Annotated in this window: 21 protein-coding genes; 8 read left to right on the top strand and 13 right to left on the bottom strand. The window is 60.3% G+C overall.

What is annotated here, in order from left to right; translation table 11 throughout:
* The 5 genes from FHT84_RS14135 (at nt 1) to FHT84_RS14115 (ending at nt 4,927) form a co-directional block, all read left to right on the top strand.
* On the top strand, nt 1-996 hold the full coding sequence (locus FHT84_RS14135) for an ABC transporter ATP-binding protein (protein ID WP_112340637.1): 996 nt from the start codon (nt 1-3) through the stop codon (nt 994-996).
* On the top strand, nt 989-1,975 hold the full coding sequence (locus FHT84_RS14130) for an oligopeptide/dipeptide ABC transporter ATP-binding protein (RefSeq protein ID WP_112340636.1): 987 nt from the start codon (nt 989-991) through the stop codon (nt 1,973-1,975). Before FHT84_RS14135 ends, FHT84_RS14130 begins: the two co-directional genes overlap by 8 nt.
* A gap of 100 nt (nt 1,976-2,075) precedes the next feature.
* Nucleotides 2,076-2,993: a sugar kinase gene (locus FHT84_RS14125; protein ID WP_112340635.1), complete on the top strand. Its 918-nt coding sequence runs from the start codon at nt 2,076-2,078 to the stop codon at nt 2,991-2,993.
* A 123-nt stretch (nt 2,994-3,116) separates the two neighbouring features.
* Nucleotides 3,117-4,217 carry a glycosyltransferase family 1 protein gene (locus tag FHT84_RS14120; RefSeq protein ID WP_112340634.1) on the top strand — a complete coding sequence of 367 codons (1,101 nt, stop codon included), beginning with the start codon at nt 3,117-3,119 and terminating at the stop codon, nt 4,215-4,217.
* A gap of 269 nt (nt 4,218-4,486) precedes the next feature.
* Entirely contained in the window at nt 4,487-4,927 is a 441-nt protein-coding gene (locus FHT84_RS14115) for a MarR family transcriptional regulator (RefSeq protein WP_112340633.1), read from the top strand.
* 34 nt (nt 4,928-4,961) lie between these two features.
* Here FHT84_RS14115 and der read toward each other — a convergent pair whose 3' ends face one another.
* From der to FHT84_RS14100, 3 genes are all read right to left on the bottom strand, one after another.
* A complete protein-coding gene (gene der / locus FHT84_RS14110) occupies nt 4,962-6,389 on the bottom strand; it encodes a ribosome biogenesis GTPase Der (protein WP_112340632.1) in 1,428 nt (475 codons plus the stop codon).
* Between the two features lie 11 nt (nt 6,390-6,400).
* Nucleotides 6,401-7,084, bottom strand: coding sequence for a tetratricopeptide repeat protein (locus tag FHT84_RS14105; RefSeq protein WP_183762939.1), 684 nt, complete (start codon nt 7,082-7,084; stop codon nt 6,401-6,403).
* A 97-nt stretch (nt 7,085-7,181) separates the two neighbouring features.
* On the bottom strand, nt 7,182-7,763 hold the full coding sequence (locus FHT84_RS14100) for an NnrU family protein (protein ID WP_112340630.1): 582 nt from the start codon (nt 7,761-7,763) through the stop codon (nt 7,182-7,184).
* 177 nt (nt 7,764-7,940) lie between these two features.
* On the opposite strand from FHT84_RS14100, the gene FHT84_RS14095 reads away from it, so the two are divergent.
* Nucleotides 7,941-8,921, top strand: coding sequence for a polysaccharide deacetylase (locus FHT84_RS14095; protein ID WP_112340629.1), 981 nt, complete (start codon nt 7,941-7,943; stop codon nt 8,919-8,921).
* A 190-nt stretch (nt 8,922-9,111) separates the two neighbouring features.
* Here the strand turns inward: FHT84_RS14095 and sbmA are convergent, their stop codons facing one another.
* Nucleotides 9,112-10,377, bottom strand: coding sequence for a peptide antibiotic transporter SbmA (sbmA, locus tag FHT84_RS14090; RefSeq protein WP_112340628.1), 1,266 nt, complete (start codon nt 10,375-10,377; stop codon nt 9,112-9,114).
* 427 nt (nt 10,378-10,804) lie between these two features.
* Here sbmA and FHT84_RS14085 point away from each other — a divergent pair, with 427 nt between their 5' ends.
* On the top strand, nt 10,805-11,389 hold the full coding sequence (locus FHT84_RS14085; protein WP_112340726.1) for a PadR family transcriptional regulator: 585 nt from the start codon (nt 10,805-10,807) through the stop codon (nt 11,387-11,389).
* A gap of 113 nt (nt 11,390-11,502) precedes the next feature.
* Here the strand turns inward: FHT84_RS14085 and map are convergent, their stop codons facing one another.
* From map to glpK, 9 genes are all read right to left on the bottom strand, one after another.
* Entirely contained in the window at nt 11,503-12,255 is a 753-nt protein-coding gene (gene map, locus FHT84_RS14080) for a type I methionyl aminopeptidase (RefSeq protein ID WP_112340627.1), read from the bottom strand.
* Nucleotides 12,256-12,393: 138 nt separating this feature from the next.
* The gene (locus tag FHT84_RS14075; RefSeq protein WP_112340626.1) at nt 12,394-12,906 is read right to left on the bottom strand and encodes a GNAT family protein; all 513 of its coding nucleotides are present in this window, start codon (nt 12,904-12,906) and stop codon (nt 12,394-12,396) included.
* A gap of 51 nt (nt 12,907-12,957) precedes the next feature.
* Nucleotides 12,958-13,386, bottom strand: coding sequence for a DoxX family protein (locus tag FHT84_RS14070; RefSeq protein WP_112340625.1), 429 nt, complete (start codon nt 13,384-13,386; stop codon nt 12,958-12,960).
* Between the two features lie 30 nt (nt 13,387-13,416).
* Entirely contained in the window at nt 13,417-13,887 is a 471-nt protein-coding gene (locus FHT84_RS14065) for an SRPBCC family protein (protein ID WP_113251075.1), read from the bottom strand.
* A 99-nt stretch (nt 13,888-13,986) separates the two neighbouring features.
* On the bottom strand, nt 13,987-15,243 hold the full coding sequence (locus FHT84_RS14060; RefSeq protein ID WP_183762936.1) for an RNA polymerase sigma factor: 1,257 nt from the start codon (nt 15,241-15,243) through the stop codon (nt 13,987-13,989).
* Nucleotides 15,240-15,614 carry a YciI family protein gene (locus FHT84_RS14055; RefSeq protein ID WP_112340622.1) on the bottom strand — a complete coding sequence of 125 codons (375 nt, stop codon included), beginning with the start codon at nt 15,612-15,614 and terminating at the stop codon, nt 15,240-15,242. The genes FHT84_RS14060 and FHT84_RS14055 overlap by 4 nt, the downstream gene beginning before the upstream one ends.
* A gap of 79 nt (nt 15,615-15,693) precedes the next feature.
* Complete coding sequence (locus tag FHT84_RS14050) at nt 15,694-16,602, bottom strand: LD-carboxypeptidase (RefSeq protein ID WP_112340725.1); 909 nt, start codon at nt 16,600-16,602, stop codon at nt 15,694-15,696.
* Between the two features lie 105 nt (nt 16,603-16,707).
* Complete coding sequence (locus tag FHT84_RS14045) at nt 16,708-17,511, bottom strand: membrane-anchored protein (protein WP_112340621.1); 804 nt, start codon at nt 17,509-17,511, stop codon at nt 16,708-16,710.
* A 178-nt stretch (nt 17,512-17,689) separates the two neighbouring features.
* Entirely contained in the window at nt 17,690-19,192 is a 1,503-nt protein-coding gene (gene glpK / locus FHT84_RS14040) for a glycerol kinase GlpK (RefSeq protein WP_112340620.1), read from the bottom strand.
* A 221-nt stretch (nt 19,193-19,413) separates the two neighbouring features.
* Here glpK and FHT84_RS14035 point away from each other — a divergent pair, with 221 nt between their 5' ends.
* Nucleotides 19,414-20,190 (top strand): 3-hydroxybutyrate dehydrogenase, encoded by a 777-nt coding sequence (locus FHT84_RS14035; RefSeq protein ID WP_112340619.1) that lies wholly within the window; start codon nt 19,414-19,416, stop codon nt 20,188-20,190.
* The last annotated feature ends 35 nt before the right edge of the window (nt 20,191-20,225 follow it).

Genomic DNA, 20,225 nt, shown 5'->3' with positions numbered 1-20,225 from the left:
ATGACAGACACCCTTCTCGAACTCAAAGACTATTCCATCACCTTCCGCACGCCTGAAGGCGAAGTGGCGGCGGTCTCGAAGATGAACCTCAAGATCGGCCGCGGCGAGCGCATCGCCATCGTCGGTGAATCCGGCTCCGGCAAGAGCCAGACCTTCCTCGGCCTGATGGGCCTGCTCGCCAAGAACGGCCGCACCAGCGGCCAGGCGCTGCTCGACGGCAAGGATCTGCTGACGCTGAAGCCGCGCGAACTCGACCATGTGCGCGGCAAGGATATGGCCATGGTCTTCCAGGACCCGATGACCGCGCTTAACCCGTCGCTGCGCATATCGCGGCAATTGACGGAGCAGCTCGAGGTCCATGGCGGCCTGACGGCGCGCGCAGCCTCGGCAGCAGCACTCGACATGCTGAAGCGTGTCGGCATCCCCGACCCGACCCGTCGCTTCAACCTCTATCCGCACGAGCTTTCGGGCGGCATGCGCCAGCGCATCGTCATCGCCATGGCGCTGCTCACCAAGCCGAAGCTGCTCATCGCCGACGAGCCGACGACCGCGCTCGACGTGACGATCCAGGCGCAGATCCTCGATCTCTTCAATGAGCTGACGGCGGAAATGCACACGGCGCTCGTCATGATCACCCATGACCTCGGTGTCGTCGCCGGCCTCGCCGATCGCGTTGCCGTCATGTATGCCGGCCGTATCGTCGAGGAAGCGCCGGTGGAGGAGCTGTTCGAAAGTCCGGCTCATCCCTATACGGCGGCGCTTCACTCGGCGATCCCGAGGCCCGACCAGGATGTCGACGATCTCACCGTCATCCCTGGACGGCCGCCGAACCTGATGCACCTGCCGCGCGGCTGTGCCTTCTCGCCACGCTGCGCGCATGTGCAGGACGACTGTCTGGATGCGGCGCCGCCGCTCGATCCGCTGGCGCCACGCCGTTGCGCGGCCTGCTTCCATCCCCTTTCGGCTAATCAGGAACGGAGCCTCGTCCATGGCTGAGCAAACGCTTCTGAAGGTCGAGCATCTGACGACCGAATTCGAGTTGCCATCGAAATCCCTCTTCAAACCGCCGATGATCCTGACTGCGGTCAACGATGTCAGCTTCGAGCTGAAGACCGGCCGGACGCTCGGCATCGTCGGTGAATCCGGCTGCGGCAAGTCCACGCTCGGCCGCTCCATCCTGCGGCTGATCAAGGCGCAGAAGGGCCGCATCCTCTGGCAGGGCAGCAACCTTCTCGATCTCACCGACGAAGAGATGCGCGCCGCACGCCGTGACATGCAGATCATCTTCCAGGACCCGATCGCCTCGCTCGATCCGCGCATGACCGTCGGCGACATCATCGCCGAGCCGCTGACCGTCTTCGAACCGAAATTGACCCGGGCGCAGCGGCAGGATCGCGTCCGCGAAATCATGGCGGCGGTCGGCCTCGTTCCCGAGATGATCAACCGCTACCCGCATGAGTTCTCGGGCGGACAGGCGCAGCGCATCGGCATCGCCCGTGCCGTCATCACCCGGCCGAAGCTCATCATCTGCGACGAACCGGTTTCAGCCCTCGATGTCTCGATCCAGGGACAGGTCATCACGCTTCTGCGCCGCCTGCGCAAGGAGTTCGGCCTCACCCTGATCTTCATCAGCCATGACCTCTCGGTCGTGCGCCTGATCTCGGACGACGTGCTGGTGCTCTATCTCGGCAAGGTGGTGGAAGCGGGCGAAGCCGCGACGGTCTTCGATCATCCGGCCCACCCGTATACGCAGGCGCTGTTCTCCGCCGCACCTATTCCGGATCCAAAGCTGGCGCGCGGCCGCGAGCGCATCCGCCTGCAGGGCGACCCGCCCTCGCCGCTCAATCCGCCGCCGGGCTGCGTCTTCTCGCCCCGCTGCTGGAAGGCGACGGATATCTGCCGCACGAAGATGCCACCGACCGAGCACGTGCGCCCAGGCCAGACGGCGGCCTGCTATCACATGGACCGGCCGTAAAGCAGATCCAGCAAAAGTGGGCGGCGGCAGCCGCCGTCCACCTTGCCCCCGCCGCCGCTTGCGCGTATGCAGCACCAAGGCAAAAATGCGGGAGGCAGTCTTGGGCGGGCGTTTTCTATCGATTGGCGAATGCATGGTGGAACTGTCGCAAGCCGATGACGGACACCTGCGCAAGGGCTTTGCCGGCGACACGTTCAACACCGCCTGGTATGCCCGCGCCTGCCTGCCGGCAGACTGGTCGATCGACTATTTCACCGCACTCGGCGACGACGCCATGTCCGACGAAATGATCGCCTTCATGGCCGGCGCCGGCATCGGCACAGCAAGTATCCGCCGCCTTCGCGGCAAGACGCCCGGCCTCTACATGATCAATCTGAAGGACGGGGAACGCTCTTTCAGCTATTGGCGCGACAGCTCCGCCGCCCGCCAGCTCGCCGCCGACGGCGACGCCTTGCGCACTGCAATCGAGGCATCCGACGTCCTCTATTTCTCCGGTATCACGCTGGCGATCCTGTCGCGCGAAGACGCTTTCACCCTGCTGGCGGAACTGCGCCGCGCCAAGGCGGCCGGCAAGCTCGTCGCCTTCGATCCGAACCTGCGTCCGCGCCTATGGTCGAGCCTGGATGCCATGCACACCATGATCGCGGAAGGCGCACGCGCGGCAACACTCGTCATGCCGAGCTTTGACGACGAGGCTGTGCATTTCGGCGACGATTCCATTGCCACCACCATTCGCCGTTACCGGCAGTACGGCGCCAACATGGTCGTCGTCAAGAATGGCGCTGAAGGTGCGACCATCGGCGATGGCATCGACGAGACACTCGTTCCCGCGGTCAAGGTCGCCAAGGTCATCGATACCACCAGCGCCGGCGACAGTTTCAACGGCGCATTTCTGGCGCATTATCTGCAGCATCAGGATGCGGTTGCCGCCGCCGGCTTCGCCGCCGAAATCGCGGCGAAGGTCATTCGGGAATACGGCGCGCTCGTTTCTCCGCAGAAGCTGAAAGTCGCCAAATAGACACTGTAATATTTCCATCATGGACACGCCTCACAATAGAGTGGGCGCGGGAATCATGTTTGAAACACCGCAATCGCTGGCACCGTCATCACGAGGATGCGGTGCGGATGGACTGTTTTGGGCATGTTGCAACGCTTGTCGGACATCGATCAAACCACCTGGACCCAGGCGGCGACACCTGTCGCAGTACCCGAACGCCTGCTTATTGTCAGCGATGCCTGGCATCCGCAGGTCAACGGCGTCGTCCGTTCGATCGAGAACACCAATCGCGAACTGACCCGCATGGGGATCGAAGTCTCCATGATTACGCCGGACGGCTTTCGCAATATCCCTTGCCCCACCTATCCAGAAATCCGGCTTTCGATCGCCAGCTATCGCAAGGTCGCTTCGAGAATAGAGGCGATGCGGCCGACCTATGTGCACATTGCCACGGAAGGCCCGCTTGGGCTGACAGCGCGGCGCTGGTGTCTGCGAAACGGCATGCCCTTTTCCACGAGCTATCATACCCGCTTTCCCGAGTATGTGGCCGCCCGCCTGCCGATACCGCAAAGCTGGCTCTATGCTTTCGTCAAATGGTTTCACAACGCCGGCTACGGCTGCATGGTGGCGACACCAAGTCTTGCAAACGAGCTCAGGCAGCGCGGCATTCATAATCTGCTGCCATGGAGCCGTGGCATCGACTCCTCGCTGTTTCGACCGCAGCCCCAGGAAGACAATCCCTTCGGTCTGCCCCGCCCGATCTTCATGACCGTCGGCCGCGTGGCGCTTGAAAAAAACCTGCCGGCCTTTCTCGATCTCGACCTGCCCGGATCGAAAGTAGTGGTCGGCGACGGTCCCGCGCGGGCGGACCTGCAGAAGCTCTATCCCGATGTGCATTTTCTGGGAGCCAAATTCGGCGAGGAACTGGCGCATGCCTATTCCCAAGCCGACGTCTTTGTCTTTCCGTCGAAGACCGACACGTTCGGCAATGCCATTCTGGAAGCGCTGGCAAGCGGCGTCCCGGTTGCAGCCTATCCCGTCACCGGGCCTGCGGATATTCTCGCCGGCGACAGGGCAGCCGGCGTCGTGGATGCCGATCTGGCAACGGCCTGCCTTGCCGCCCTCTCCTGCTCGCGCGAGGCGGCCCGTTCCCTGGCGCTCAGCTATTCCTGGGAAGCCGCCACCACACAGTTCATCGGCAACGTCCGGATCGCCAACCACCGGGGTCGGGCTCATAAGCATTGAGCCCCCACTTCATTTGGGTTCGATATTGAATCCTTTGTCATCCTGCGCCAGATAACCGAGAGCGCCCACCCGTGATCGCAAGCCCGAGCGTCTGGCCAGCGGATCTCGTTGCACCTGCCATAGGGGTGGATGTGGCTGCCGGGCTGGAAGTGCGCCGCCATCCGAAGCCGGCTTTTCAAATCCCGAAGAAATCCGTAGCTCCAGCGCCTTTTTAGGTGTACAATTATTTATCGCACGATCTACATAAGACTTCTCAGGGAGGACTTGAGATGACCGACGACCTGTTAAAGCTGGATAACTTCATCTGCTTCGCCCTCTATTCGGCCAACCACGCCATGAATCGGCTATACAAGCCGATGCTTGATGCGCTCAATCTCACCTATCCGCAATATCTCGTCATGGTGACATTATGGGAAGAGGATGGCCAGACCGTCGGTGGCATCGGCGAAAAGCTGTTCCTGGAATCGAGCACGCTGACGCCGCTTTTGAAGCGCCTGGAAGCCGCCGGCTTCATTCAGCGCATCCGCAGCAAGGAAGATGAGCGACAAGTGCTGATCCACCTTACCGACGAAGGCAAAGCGCTGAAAAAGAAGGCGGCAACAGTTCCCCCGTGCATTCTGGATGCTACGGAGCAAACGCCTGACGAACTGACACGTCTGAAGGCGGAAATCACGATGCTGCGCGAGGCGCTCAGCAAGAACGCAGCCTGAGCGAAGGCCATCCATCCGGCGCCGCTTGAGAAAATTACCGCTTCTTCTTGTTTTCGTAGGGGTTTTCCGACGAACGGAAATGAATGCGGATCGGCACGCCGGGCATGGCGAAATCCTCTCGCAGACCGTTGATCAGATAACGGACATAGGATTCCGGCAGGGCATCCGAGCGGGTGCAGGAAATCATGAAGGCCGGAGGCCGCGCCTTCACTTGCGTCATGTACTTCAGCTTGATGCGGCGGCCCGAGACCGCCGGTGGCGGATGCTGCACCTGCTGTGTCTCGAGCCAGCGGTTGAGACGCGCAGTCGAGACGCGCTTGTTCCAGACCTTATCTGTATCGACGATCGCCTGCATCAGGCGGTCCAACCCTTCGCCCGTCTGGCCGGCAATCGGTATGGCGCGAATGCCGCGTGCCTGCGGCAACAGCCGGTCGGTCTTTTCGCGCAGCTCGGCAAGGACGGCCTGGCGATCCTCGATCATGTCCCACTTGTTGAAGGCGAGCACGGCGGCACGTCCCTCGCGGATCACGAGATCGACGATCTGGAGGTCCTGCTTCTCGAAGGGAATGGTCGCATCGAAGACGATGACGACGGTTTCGGCAAAACGAATGGCGCGCAACGCATCGGCAACCGAGAGCTTCTCCAGCTTCTCGGTCACCTTCGCCTTGCGGCGCATACCGGCCGTATCGAACATCTTTATGGTGCGACCGCGCCAGCTCCAGTCGACGGAGATGGAATCGCGGGTGATGCCGGCTTCGGGACCGGTCAGCAGCCTGTCTTCGCCAAGGAAGCGGTTGATGAGCGTCGACTTGCCGGCATTCGGACGGCCGACGATCGCAACGCGCAGCGGCCGCGTCTCGTCATAGACGGGCTCTTCGTCGATCTCTTCGCCATCTTCGCCGACGGCAGGACGCGGAATGCTGACATTCGTCTCCGCTTCGTCTTCCTCTTCCGGGAAGGCGCGCTCAGGCCCGATCGCCTCGACGATCGCGTCACGCAGATCCATCATGCCTTGGCCGTGCTCGGCCGAGATAGGACAAGGCTCGCCAAGGCCGAGCGTATAGGCGTCATAGAAGCCGCTATCGGAGCCTCGCGCCTCGGATTTGTTGGCAACGAGCACGACAGGCCGGCCGCGCTTGCGCAGCATTTCGGCGAGCGTCTTGTCGATATGGGTCAGGCCCATCTTGGCGTCGACGACGAAGAGCGTCAGATCCGCCTCGTCGATCGCAGCCTCGGTCTGTGCGCGCATGCGACCCTGAAGTGATTCATCCTGTGCCTCTTCAAGACCGGCGGTATCGACGATACGGAAGCGCAGATCGATCAGTTTGGCGTCACCGGGGCGGCGGTCACGCGTGACGCCCGGCGTATCGTCGACAAGCGCCAGCTTCTTGCCAACCAGACGGTTAAACAGTGTGGACTTGCCGACATTCGGGCGACCGACGATCGCGACCGTGAAGCTCATTTAACGATCCTTCAGCCTTTTGCGACCGGAGCCTTGCCGGATGCCGTGATGAGATCGAGCAGCATCTGGGCGCGGTTAGCGACGTTGCGCGGGCTCTGCGGATCGTCGACGATCGCCTGGAACCACTGCCGGGCCTTGGCGAAATCGCCGGCCTTATAGGCGGCAAGGCCAAGAACGTCGCGCGCCGAATGGCGGAAGGCGTCGGCTGGCACCGCCAGTTCCTGCACCTCGGCGGCAACCTGATCGTAAGTGCCGGTGTCGACAAGAAGATAGGCGGCACGCAGACGCGCCGCATCGCGGACGACGACCGGGATATCCGTTTGCTTGCCGATCGCGGAGAAAGCGGCGATGGCGGCTGCCTTGTCGCCCTTCTGCGCCTGCAGCGTCGCGGCGCGCAACCGCGCCAGCACCGGATAGGAGCCGGGGCCGTTCTTTTCGATTGCCGTCAGCGCGGCGAGCGCTTCGTCAGTCTTGTTCTGGTCGGCCAGCGTCAGAGCTGCGATGAACTGGTCACCGCCGCTGCCGGCCTGATTGCCCGCCCAATAGCGATAGCCGCTATAGGCCGCGGTGCCGAGAACGGTGAGCACGGCGCCGCCGATGATCAGCCTGCCAAAACGGCGCCATACGAACCGTAGCTGGTCCGAACGCAGTTCCTCGTTCACCTCGCGGATGAAGCTATCGTCATTGAATGCCATTCTCGTCTCCGGCCCAGGCCAAATAGTTCAAAGCTTAGGTTTAGTGGGGCCTTCTACTCCATTTTGCGGCTGATGTAAGGGGGAACGGCAGAAATCGTCACATAACGAGCGGCGAAACCCCGATAATCCACGCGTGAAGCTTCCAAATGATCAAAGCCCAGGCAATGACGCCGATGACAACGGCATAGAGATCGTATTTCGCCGAGACGAACGGACGCAGGGTGGTTTCGCCGGCGCGCTCGCGCCGCTTCAGCGAAATGCGAAGGATCACGCCCCAGGCGAGGAAAGCGGCAAAGAGCAGCATCGCGGCACCATCGCCATTGGAGAGCAGGTGCGCCAAGGCCCAGATCTTCACGGACAGCACCATCGGATGCTTCGTCCTGACGGCGATGTGCCCCGCCGGCAGCAGCGAAGCGGCAAGACAGATCATCGCGAATAGCATCAGCAGGATGGTGATATGGCTCATCCAGAAAGGCGGCGACCAGATCGGCGTCATGTCCCGCGCCTGGCCGAAGCCGTAAATGAGGATGATCAGGGTCACGATGCTTGCGATCGAATAGGCGATCTTCCAGCCGGATTCGCCAATGCTTGCGATCATCGAGCTCCGCAAGCCTGGAGCAACGACGCGGATCAGATGGATGCCGAGAAAAAGAACAATGCCAAGAATAAGCAATGCCATGAATGAAGCCCCCTACGATCTTGTAATGACATCCTTATCGGCTGTGGCAAAAAAATGCCAGCATCACCGCAGCTTCGCCGCATTTGCGCGAAAGGAAGGAGGCCATCCGGAGCACGCCATCGATATCGTAGATCGACCTTCGCAAAACCGTGCTCATCAAATCAATATTCGGTGCCCATGTTTCGCTTAGTTACCTGTTTCTCCGTTGCGTTTTCTCTTGTTCTTCCTGCCGCAGCCCATGCGGACGGCAAGCCCAGGCAACTCGTCATGATTTCCTTCGACGGCGCTCACGACAATGCGCTGTGGACCAGAAGCCGGGAAATCGCTTCGCGCAACGGCGCGCACTTCACCTACTTTCTTTCCTGCACTTTCCTGATGAACAAGGCGCAGGCCAAGGCCTATCAGGGGCCGAAACAGCGTCCAGGCAAATCGAATGTCGGCTTCGCCAAGAGCGAGGACGATGTGCGCACCCGCATCGCCAACATCTGGGGCGCCCATCTGGAGGGCCACGATATCTCCAGCCATGCCTGCGGCCATTTCGACGGCAAAGGCTGGAGTGCTGCCGACTGGAGCCAAGAATTCATGGATGCGCGCATCGCTCTTCGCGACGCCTGGAAGAATGTCGGCCTTGCCGACAAGGAACCACAGGGCTGGGAAGATTTCGCCACGAACGACGTTAGGGGATTCCGCGCGCCCTACCTTTCCACCAGCGACGGCCTTGTGCCGGCGGAGAAGGAGGCGGGCTTCCAGTATGATGCAAGCCTCGTCACCAAAGGGCCTGCCCTGCCGCAGGTGGTCGACGGCATCTACCGCTTCGGCCTGCCCTTGATCCCAGAGGGTCCGGAACACCGTCCGGTCATCGGCATGGACTACAATCTCTATGTGCGCCACTCGAAGGGCGCCGAGGACAAAGCGAACGCCAAGACCTATGAGGACCGCACCTTCGACGCCTTCGAAGCCGCCTTCAACAAGCAATATGAGGGCGAGCGCATCCCGCTGCAGCTCGGCTTCCATTTCGTCGAGATGAACGACGGCGCCTATTGGCGCGCGCTCGACCGCTTCGTCAGCGACGTCTGCCACAAGCAGGACGTCGCCTGCGTCAGCTATTCCGAAGCCATCCCGCTGATCGCCGCCAGAGGCAAGTCCCAGCAAGGATGAGGAGCCGTCGGGCTAAGCCCTCGTGGTTCGAGACGGCCTTCCAGGCCTTCCCACCATGAGGGCGCCCCTGCACAAGGCTGGATATTGAACTGGCTTCGCGCAACAACGCGCTCCATCCTCACCTGAGCTTGTCGAAGGGCGAGGATGGCCCGGATGTTCTAACCAACGAAAAGTCTACGGAGCCTTTTCATCAGCCGTCGGCGTGGATGACGCCCGCTTCACGCTCCAGATAGGTCTGATCGATCTTCGGCAGGGGCTCGTCGTCGATCGCAGCTTCGAAGGCTTTCAGACGCTTGTGGATCGACAGCAGCTCGATGATCGTGGTCCAGGAACTGACGAGATACTGGAAGGAATCGCTGACCTGCCCGAAGGCCGTCAGTATCTGCTGATAGATGCCGTAGGTGATCTTTCCCGCCACGATCGTGGGCACGAGCATGATGGTCAGGAAGATGCCATCGGCCTGAACATAGAAATAGCGGGCGATGTTGAAATACAGATAGTGAAAGTACAATCGGAAATAGTTGCGCCGCACATTGGCAAAAAGTTCCGTGACGGTTGCGGGTTGAGCGCGATCCGCATGATCCTCACCGTAGACAAGCTCTTTGCGATAGGCGGCCTCGACGCGCTGATTGCGGAAATTGAGCCCTGGCAGTTTGACACCGACAATTGCGAGCAAAAGCGTGCCGAAGACAGACCAAAACAGCGACAGCCAAAAAAGCGTATGCGGAATCTGGCCGATGACTGGCAAATCCGTGACATAGCTCGAAAGCGCGAAAAGGATCGGCAGGAAGACAATCAGCGTCATCACTGAATTGATCAGGCTGCTGCCCAAGCCCTCGAGAATTGTCGAAAATCGCATCGTGTCTTCTTGAACACGCTGGGCAGCGCCCTCGATATGCCGGAGCTTTTCCCATTTCGACATGTAGAAATTGTTCATCGCCGTACGCCAGCGGAAAATATAGTGGCTGGTGAAGAAATCCGTCATCACCAGAAGAAACATCCTCAGAAACGCCAACTGCGCAAACAGGATGAACAGATTATAGAAATCCCATGCGGTCGTCGCGCCCTGCTTGGCGAGTGCGTTCTGCAAGGTGTTGCCGAACGGCAGGCGCCAGTTGTTCAAAACGACTGCGGCCTGAACCAGAAAATAAGTTACCAGAACGATCAGCGCCGAGCCCCAGATCGACCAGTTCTTCCAGGGATGATTCCTGGCTAAAATGTGCCACGCTCCGCAGAACAGGATCACGCAAAGCAGGAAGTAGCTGTAGAACCACACATTGCTGGCGACCAAGAAAAACGTCAGGTCATACGGCTCACTGCCCTCTGGCGGCGTTACGATGCCGACGCTTGCCGCGAGATTCGCTCCAAACAAATACCAGATAGCAAGGCAAACGACGGTCCAAACCAGCAGGGACGAGAAAAACAGCTTCGGCTGTGGGAAGAACGAGTGAAACACGGGAGGCGCAGCTTTCCTATGAGGGCGGTTAAAAACCACACATGACGTCAATTTGAGGCGAGCCTAGGACAGTTCGCCGGGAGCGGCAACCGCCGGAGGCCTATTCTTACGTAGATGTAATCGCTTATCCCACGATCGTGATGCAGTTGTTCAGCTGCGAAATTTCACCTATTGGATGAATTCCTTCCCCATATGGAACGCATTCCCTTTCGGACCCTCTATTCTGACTGAGCTCCCCTTGCAGAAAACTATCTTACGATATATATCTTACGACATGACTAACGATATAAACTCTCACCCTTCAAGGAGAAACGATATGAGAGGCTTCAGAGATCGCATGTTCGGAGATGGCTTTGACATGGTCGAGGCATATATCCTACGACATGGCCGAGGCCGTGAATCGCGCGGCGAGCACAGGAGAGACTTCATGAGAGGCTTCAAGGGCGGCATGTTCGGCGGCGGGTTTCGCACCGGCCGCAAGTTCGATGCGGCCGACCTGCAGCTCATCATCCTCGCTTTGCTTTCCGAACAGCCGCGCCATGGCTATGAACTGATCAAGACCTTCGAGGACCGCTCCGGCGGCTTCTACGTGCCGAGCCCGGGCGTCATATACCCCGCCCTCACCTATCTCGAAGAGACGGGGCAGGCTGAAGTCGAGGTGAGCGGCACGAAGAAGCTCTACCGCATCACCGAAATCGGCCAGAAGCGCGTCGACGACAATCGCGATCTGGTCGAGGCAACGCTCGCCAAGCTCACCTCCATCGGCGAGAAGATGGCCCGCGTCCGCGAGGTTTTCGGCGGTGACGACGAGGACGGCCGCGACAATCCGTTCGATCGCCACGGCGCCGGTGACGTCCATCGCGCCCGCCATCTGCTGCGCTCCGCGCTTCGTTCGAAATTCCCGTGGAGCAAGGCTGAAGGCGCGCGCATCGCGGCAATCCTCGAGCGCGCCGCCGCCGATATCATCCGCGGCGAAACGAAGGGCCAGGACGAGCCGAAGGCTGACGATTGAGCGACGCATGTCGCGCAAAAGTGCGCAGCGGTTTTGCGACAACGGCATGCGCAAAATCAAAGACCTGAAGCGCGGGAAGTGAATCTGAAGGATTCGCGATGCGCTTTAGGACGTCACTTATCCGGCAATGTCAGGATGATCGGCCCGTTGCGGGTGGCGATGATGGTGTGTTCGTACTGGACCGTTGGCGCCTGCGGTTCGGCATAGAGCGTCCACGCATCGTCGCCTCCCTCCGCCCAGCTCGCGCCGAGCGAGAGAAACGGCTCGACGGTGAAGACCAGGCCATCCTCCATGATCCGCGTCTCGGAAGGGTCCGCCCAGGTGGAAACCTCGGCGGGCTCTTCATGCAGGGAGCGGCCGATGCCATGGCTGGCGAGATTGGCAATCAACGTATAGCGGTTCTTCTGCGCGAAAGCGCCGACGGCCTGCCCGATCTTCGCAAGCGGCGCACCGCTCTTCACCTGATTGAGGCCGACCCATAGCGCCCTCTTGCCGTCGCGGCAGAGGCGCTCGATCTTCGGCTTGACCGGCGGCACGGCAAAAGATGCGCCGGTATCGGAAAAGAAGCCGTCCTTCTCGGCGGAAACATCGAGATTGACCAGATCTCCCGCCTGGATCACGCGCGTTCCTGGGATGCCGTGGGCCACTTCCTCGTTGACGCTGATGCAGGTCGCGCCGGGAAACTTGTAGACCAATTCCGGTGCCGATTGCGCACCGGCATCCTCCAGCACCTTTCGGCCGATCGCGTCCAGCTCCAGCGTGGTGATGCCCGGCTCCAGTGCCGCGGCCATGGCCTGCAACGCATTGGCACAGATGCGGCCGATATCTTTCAGCTTGGTCAGTTCTTCTTCGGTCGAAACGATCATTTACGGCTTCCGGCACTCTCGCTCTCTCAGCAGCGGTTTGGCGAGAGGCTCAAGGTCGCTTTCGCCCCTTCCCTTCGCGCAGTCAATGTCTTTTTGGGCTTTCTGCCAGATAGCGCGACTTTCGAATTCCGAAAGAGCTCAGGAGCGCGGATCGTCTGCCAACAATGCCCAGCGCTCGTGGTCGCACCAGACGCCGCCGATCTTCAGATATTTCGGCGAGAACCCCTCTTTCCGGAAGCCCAGCCGCTTGACCAGCGCAATGGACGGATGGTTGCCCGGCTGGATATTGGCCTCCACGCGATGCAGGCCCACCGCATCGAATGCGTGCGCCACGGCCAGCCGAACCGCCTCCGTCATGAACCCCTGGCCGGCGAAACCTACCATGCCGTGATAGCCGAGAAAGGCGCTGCGAAAACCTCCCCAAACCATCTGGCTGATATTGACGACGCCAACGATGGCGCCGGAGCCGGGATCGCGCGCCACCAGACCCAGGTTCGGCCCCGTCACCGTCTGGCCGAACCAGGCGTCGAAACCATCGCGATCGAGGAAGGGATAGGCCCAGGGCACATGATGGGCGCGGCTGGCGATATTGGCGGCGATCAGCTCGTCCGCATCGGATTGTTTGACCGGCGCGATGATCACCTGTGGCATGGCGCGCTCCATACTTATTGAGAGACGAGCCTTAGCAAATCGAATCCGAAATCAAAAGCTTCGATCAAAGAACGGAATCATTTTGCGAACCGCTTCATAACGAAGATAAAGTCCGCCCCAGGCCATTACGCCGAGATAGACGCCGAACAGCAGATGCGAAAAGATCGGGCTGCCGACCCTCAAATGCGTCGCGATTGCGCCACCGAGCAGGCCCGTCAGCAGGATGGCGCCAAGGACCGACGTTCTCGGGATTGCATAGAGAATGGCGCAGCCGAGCGTGATGATACCAAGCAGCTGGGCCAGCGCCGGATCGGCAGAGTAGCCGAGCCCCGCCATCGTCTCGGTGACGACCGGAAGCGGAACGAGCTTGATCACGCCATCGAACAGCAGGAAGGCAACGACCAGTCCGCTCAGGATCATACCGGCCACGCGCTGCGCGCGCGTAACCGAAGGCAAAGATGAATCAGCTACATAAGACATTGCCATATCCTCCGGAATTGAATCGGAAATTCAGATCTTGGCCGCCAGTGCCGCGAGCTGATCGGCGCACTGGCTCCATCCCTGATGGAAGCCCATCTTCTCATGCGCCTCGCGATCCTCCGCGGACCAATGCAGGACGGTCGCGGTATAACGGGTCTTGCCGCCACCGAGATCGTCGAGCTGGATCGTCACCACCATGAAGGGCTTTGCCGACGGCACCCAGGCGCTGGTGAAAGCGTCGGTGAAGACGATCCGCTCATTGGGAACGACTTCCAGATAGACGCCGTTACCCGGATAATCCTCGCCTTCGGGGCTGCGCATGGTGATCGAGCTTGAGCCGCCGGATCGAGCGTCGATACTGGCTGCCGATACCGTCCACGGCAGTGGCGCGAACCATTGCTTCAGAAGCTCCACTTCGGTCCAGCAACGGAAGATCTTGTCTCGTGGTGCGTCGATGACGCGGGTCAGGGAAAGCTCGTGGCGTTGGCTCTGTTCAGTCATATCTTGCTCCTCTTTATTGTTTGACGCGGCCTGCTCGGCCCATACACGAATGACGTTCGAGCCTGCCGTTTCCCGACAGCACAGACGCAAATTTTTCGATTATTTTGTAGCTGCAAGAGCATCCGCGCTCAGCCGGTCGAGCTGATATCGGATATGGGCGGCCTCGGCAGGCGAACGGGCGAGCGCAATCGCCCTGTCAAAAGCGACACGCGCCTCTTGCGCGCGGCCGAGCTGCACAAGCAGGCCACCCCTGACGCCATGAAAGTAGAAATAGCTGTCGAGCTGTGCTTCCAGCGTCGCGATCAGCGCCAGAGCCGCCTCCGGCCCCTTCAGTTTGGAGAGCGCGACCGAACGATTGAGCGTGACGACGGGTGACGGCGTCAACCGCTCCAGCATCTGGTAGAGAAGGTCGATCTGCTCCCAATCCGTATCCTCGGCACGCTTCGCCCGCGAATGCAGCGCTGCGATCGCCGCCTGCACCTGATAGGGGCCGGGCTTGCGGTGGCGGATCGCTTTGTCGAGCAGCGCCAGCGCCTCGTCGATCAGCGTCCGATCCCAAAGCGAACGATCCTGATCTTCCAGAAGGATGATCTGCCCATTGGCATCGAACCGGGCATTCTTGCGCGATTGCTGCAGGAGCATCAGCGCCAGCAGCGCCATGGTCTCCGGCTCCGAGGGAAAGATCCGCAACAGAAGCCGGCCAAGCCGGATCGCCTCATCGGCGAAGGCGGCAGCCTCGCGATGCGTTCCACCGGCCGAATAGCCCTCGTTATAGATGAGATAGATCATGGCACTGACGAGTGCCAAACGTTCGCTGCGCTCGACCGCACCTGGCGTCTCGAAAGCAACTCCAGCGGCGGCGACCCGCGCCTTCGCGCGGGTTATGCGCTGCTCCATTGCGCTCTCGCTGACGAGGAAGGCCCGGGCGATCTGCTGCACCGAAAGGCCGGAAACGATACGCAGCGCCAGCGCGATCTGTTGCGTCGCCGGCAAATCCGGATGGCAGCAGATGAACAGCAACCGGAGGATATCATCGCGATATCCGGAGCCATCGAGCCGTTCGGCCAGATCGCTCTCCACATCACTCGTATCGGAGATCGCCTCTTCATCCGGCAGGCTTTGCAATCTGGCCTGTTTGCGCACCGTATCGATGCCGCTATTGCGGCCGACGAAGATCAGCCAGGCAATGGGATCGCGCGGCGGCCCCTTATCAGGCCAGGTCTTCAAGGCCCTGAGGCAGGCCTCCTGAAAGGCCTCCTCGGCGGTGTCGAGATTGCGGAAGTAGCGCAAAAGCGCGCCCATTACCTGTGGCCGGGCGTTGGTAAGCGCGATGTCGATCCAGGCAATGTCGGTCATGTTGCAACAGCTCCCGGCCGGAAGACGTAAAGCGGACGGATTTCATAGGAGCCGACGCCGGGATTGGCCGCGGCAAGCTCCTTCGAAAAGCCAATGGCTTCGTCAAGGGTTTCGAAGTCGACGACGTAGAAACCGAGCAACTGCTCCTTCGTTTCCGCAAAGGGGCCGTCGATCACGATCGGTTCGTTCTTGCCCTTGCGCAGGGTCGTAGCCGCCGTCGTCGGCATCAAGCGTGCCACCGGGCCAAGCTTGCCGGCCTCCCTGAGCGGTTCCTGCACGGCAATCAACCGCGCCATCGTCGCGTCTTCCTGTTCCTTGGACCAGGCAAACACGGTATCTTCGTCGTTGTAGCATAGGATCGCGTAAAGCATTGAGATTCCCTTCTCCCTTTAAAGACGAAGGAATATCACCTGCTCCGACAGGCTACGTCAAAAAATATCGAAGATGACCTCAGATGTTCCCATGCCGGATCGCCAGGATACCGGCCTTCGCATCAAGCTCCGCCACAGCGCCGATAAAAACGCTTGCCGGGCTATCGCCGTGCCCGAGCGGCAAGCCGCCGAGGATCGGCACCTTTAGTTCGGCCAGATGTTCGCGCAGGATATCGATCACCGAATAAGGGCGGTCGAATTCAAAGTTAGTAAACTGGCCGATAGCGACCCCTGCCAAACCATTTAGATGCCCCGCCTTGCGCAGCATGGTCATCTGGCGGTCCACCTGACCGCGATACATATGAACGGCTTCTAGCAAAAGAACCGCGCCATTCAAATCCGGCAGCGCCCAACCGGCCGAAGTCGCAACCGTATCCAGATTGCCGCCGATCAGTCGCCCTCTGGCCGTCCCGCCTGTCGTCAGACCGAACGTCGGTTCATGCGGACGAGCTTCGATGACGATATCTTCGGTTGTCATCATCGTCCGGCATAATGCCTCACGCGTGTAGGGGCTGACACCATCGTCATTCGGTCCGCAAAAGAAGGCTCCATGAATGCCGATCTGATGGCCACTCTTCAAGAGGCTGAGATGCAATACGGTGATATCGCTGAAGCCGATGACGAATTTCGGGTCGCGCCGCACAGCGGCGAAATCCAGTTTATCGGCAATCCGATACGACCCCTTGCCGCCGCGTGTCGTGAAAACCGCCCGAACCTCTGGGTCACGGAAAGCGCCATTGATATCCGACAGCCGCTCCTCGTCCGTGCCGGCAAGATAGTCTCGTTTATGAAAGGCATGTTCACCGAAATCGACCGTAAGCCCCCAGCCTTTCAGGATTTCAGCATGCCTCAGAACCATATCCCTGTCGGGCGAACTTGCGGGCGACACAAAGCGCACTTTGTCGCCCGGCCGTAGTGGCGGCGGCATCAGCATTGGACTGACCTCTGCGCAATCGAGTGATTCTAAGCCGCGATCTTGGCACGGAATCACGACCAGCGTCAGCTACAGATTGACCGTTGGCGAGCCCTTAGCTCAAGGGTTGATGACGGCCGCAGCCGTTATCGGTGCCGGCCGCTTGGCCTTGGCATCGGCATCCACCGTCCGACCGGCCCTCCCCCTGCCCGTCCATAGCGGCAGACCGACGGATTGCGAGACGCCGGGATCTGTGGTGAACACCGGATAGCCGCGCTCGAGAAGCCGCTCGAGAACCTCGCGGTCCTTGCGCACATGCAGCCGCGCCAGGTTCTCCGTATTGTAGACATGCCCGCCGGAATCGGGATTGATGCCGGTGATGATGACCTCGGTCGCGCCATTATAGAGCGCGAAGAGCACGGCGTTGATGCCGTTGGAGCATTTGTCGTCCGCGCCGAGCTCGCTGCACTTTACCCCGCCGACCCGGTCCAGCAGCGCCATACGCTTGTAGCGATTGACGATCTCCAGCTTGTCGTAGCTGTAATTGAAGCTCCGCAACCCCTCTTCCAGCCGCTGAAGCTCTTTCCGCCAGAGCAGGACGTAGAGCATCTTGGTCCGTTCGCCGTTCAGAACGCGGCGCACCTCGACGGCATTGGTGTTCGTACCTTCGATCTGATTAAACTGGACGAGCGTCACATCGGGCGCCTCGATCCCCCAGCCCTTCGTCACCGTCTGTGAACCATTAATAGTGATGACCTTGAAGCTTTCATCGAAATCCACCGGCTTGTTCGAAACCGGCGCCGAGCCGACGACCAGAACAGGCCCATCGAACCGCTCGGCCAGCATTGGCGGCTTCGGCCGAGTCAAATGATATTTGATCTGCCGGTAGTAATGTTTCTTCAGTTCAGAAAATTGAGCAGCCATTATTCGCTTTATCGTCTCTTAAGAAGGCGTCCGCCCTCGAGGAGTGCGGTCCGGCGAAATGTGGCCTGGAATCCTCCCTGAGCCACGAACAAGACAAGTATCGCTGCGTGCCCTTATATAAGCAAAATAAAGAAATCTTACACGATATAACCTGGGGTGAGCAGCCGATGAAGGCCGATCACCCCTGCCGTGTACTCAAGGTGCGCGACACCGCATTCTTCCAGCCTTTGAGCTTCGCGTTTCGGGTCTTGTCATCCATGCTGGGCTCGAACCGCCGGTCGCGCGCCCAGGCCTTGGCGAAGCCTGCGCGATCCGGCCAGACCCCGGCGCGGCTGCCAGCAAGCCAGGCGGCACCCAGTGCGGTCGTTTCGAGGATCGTAGGGCGGTCGACCGGTGCATCGAGCAGATCGGCAAGCCGCTGCATCGTCCAGTCGGAAGCGACCATGCCGCCGTCGACGCGCAGTACCGTCTCCTGTCCGTTGCCGTTGCGCCAATCCCTGTGCATGGCATCCAGCAGATCGCGAGACTGATAGCAGACGGCCTCCAGCGCCGCCCGGACGATTTCCTCAGGTCCGGTATTGCGTGTCAGCCCGAAGATCGCGCCGCGTGCATCCGGATCCCAATGCGGTGCGCCGAGGCCGGTAAAGGCCGGCACCAGATAAACCTCCTGCAGCGGATCGGCCTTGGCCGCCAGTTCGCCGGAATCCGAGGCGCGCTGAATGGCCTTCAGCCCGTCGCGCAGCCATTGCACGGCAGCCCCTGCGATGAAGATCGAACCTTCGAGCGCATAGGTCGTCTCGCCGTTCAGCCGGTAGGCGATGGTGGTTAGCAAGCGGTTTTTCGACCGCACCATGTCCGCGCCCGTATTGAGAAGCGCGAAGCAGCCGGTGCCATAGGTGGACTTCATCATGCCGCGTTCGAAGCAGGCCTGGCCAATCGTCGCCGCCTGTTGATCGCCGGCAACGCCGAGGATCGGGATTTCCGCGCCGAAATGCGTGGCATCGGTCACGCCGAAATCGTCGGCACAATCCTTCACCTCGGGCAGGATGGCAGCGGGAACGCGTAGGATTTCCAGTAGCTCCTCATCCCATTCGTTTCCGCCGATATTGTACATCAGCGTCCGCGAGGCATTGGTCGCATCGGTAACGAAGCTCTTGCCGCCAGTCAGCCGCCAGATCAGAAAGGTATCGATGGTGCCGAAGCACAGCTTGCCTTTGGCGGCAAGGGCACGCGCGCCCTTCACATTGGAGAGCAGCCAGGATAGCTTGGTGCCGGAAAAATAGGGATCGAGCAGCAGGCCGGTGCGGCGTGTGAAGAGCTTTTCGAGGTCCTGCCGCTTCAGTTTCTCGCAATAGCCCGCCGTGCGGCGGTCCTGCCAGACGATGGCATTATGGATCGGCTTGCCCGTCTCGCGATCCCAGACGACGACCGTCTCGCGCTGATTGGTGATGCCGAGGGCGGCAATGTCCTTGGCGGTGATGCCGGCAGCCTCAATGGCCTTGCGGACGGTGACGAGAACGGAGGACCAGATTTCTTCCGGATCGTGCTCCACCCAGCCGGGCTTCGGATAATGCTGAGTGAATTCCTTCTGTCCGACACCGGCAACCTTCATCTTGCCGTCGAAAACGATAGCCCGCGTCGACGTCGTTCCCTGATCGATCGCCAAGACATAACCGCTCATGCGTTCCTCCCGCCTATTGCATCCCGAAACAACAGATACGCGAGCAAAACGAATGTGAAAAGAAAGCAAAACGAAATTTTTCGCTGAAATATGCGCTTTCCTGTTCACGGCATCGTGGCCAAAGGGCCGGCAGCATTACGATTGCCATCTCCGCGGGTTTGGGACTAGGCTGAAACGGTTTTGCACTGCAGCAGGAAGCTGCGCTGTCCAAGGAGAAGATCATGGCAAGAACAGTTGTCGTCACCGGTTCCACAAGCGGTATCGGCCTCGCCATCGCGGCCGCCTTCGCCGCCAAGGGCGATAACGTCGTCATCAACGGCTTCGGAAAGCCCGAGGAAATCAACGCGATCAAGACCAAGCTCGAAGCTTCCGGCGGCGGCAAGGTGATCTATCATCCGGCCGACATGACGAAACCTGCCGAGATCGCCGATCTGATCGCGACCGCCAACGCCACCTTTAGCAGCGTCGATGTCCTCGTCAACAATGCCGGCATCCAGCATGTCGAGAAGATCGAGGATTTCCCGATCGAGAAATGGGATCAGATCATCGCGATCAATCTCTCCAGTTCCTTCCACACCATTCGCGCCGCCATTCCGCTGATGAAGGCGAAGAAATACGGGCGCATCATCAACATCGCTTCGGCGCATGGCCTGGTCGCCTCGCCCTTCAAATCCGCCTATGTCGCGGCAAAACATGGTATATTAGGTCTGACCAAGACGGCAGCGCTCGAGCTCGCCGAATTCGGCGTGACGGTGAACGCCATTTGCCCCGGCTACGTGCTGACCCCGCTTGTCGAAAAGCAGATCCCGGATACCGCCAAGGCCCGCGGCATGACCGAGGAGCAGGTCAAGAACGAAGTCATCCTCAAGGCCCAGCCGACGCACGAGTTCGTCAAGGCCGAAGAGATCGGCGCCCTCTCGCTCTACCTTGCAAGCGACGAGGCACGTCAGGTGACCGGCACGCACGTCTCGATTGACGGTGGCTGGACCGCGGAATAACCATAGACGGTTAGGGCCGGATTCGTCTGCGCATC

It is taken from the genome of Rhizobium sp. BK289, from assembly GCF_014193575.1.
In the GTDB taxonomy this organism is placed as follows: Bacteria; Pseudomonadota; Alphaproteobacteria; order Rhizobiales; family Rhizobiaceae; genus Rhizobium; species Rhizobium tropici_C.
This window is presented reverse-complemented; position numbering and strand designations above follow the sequence as displayed.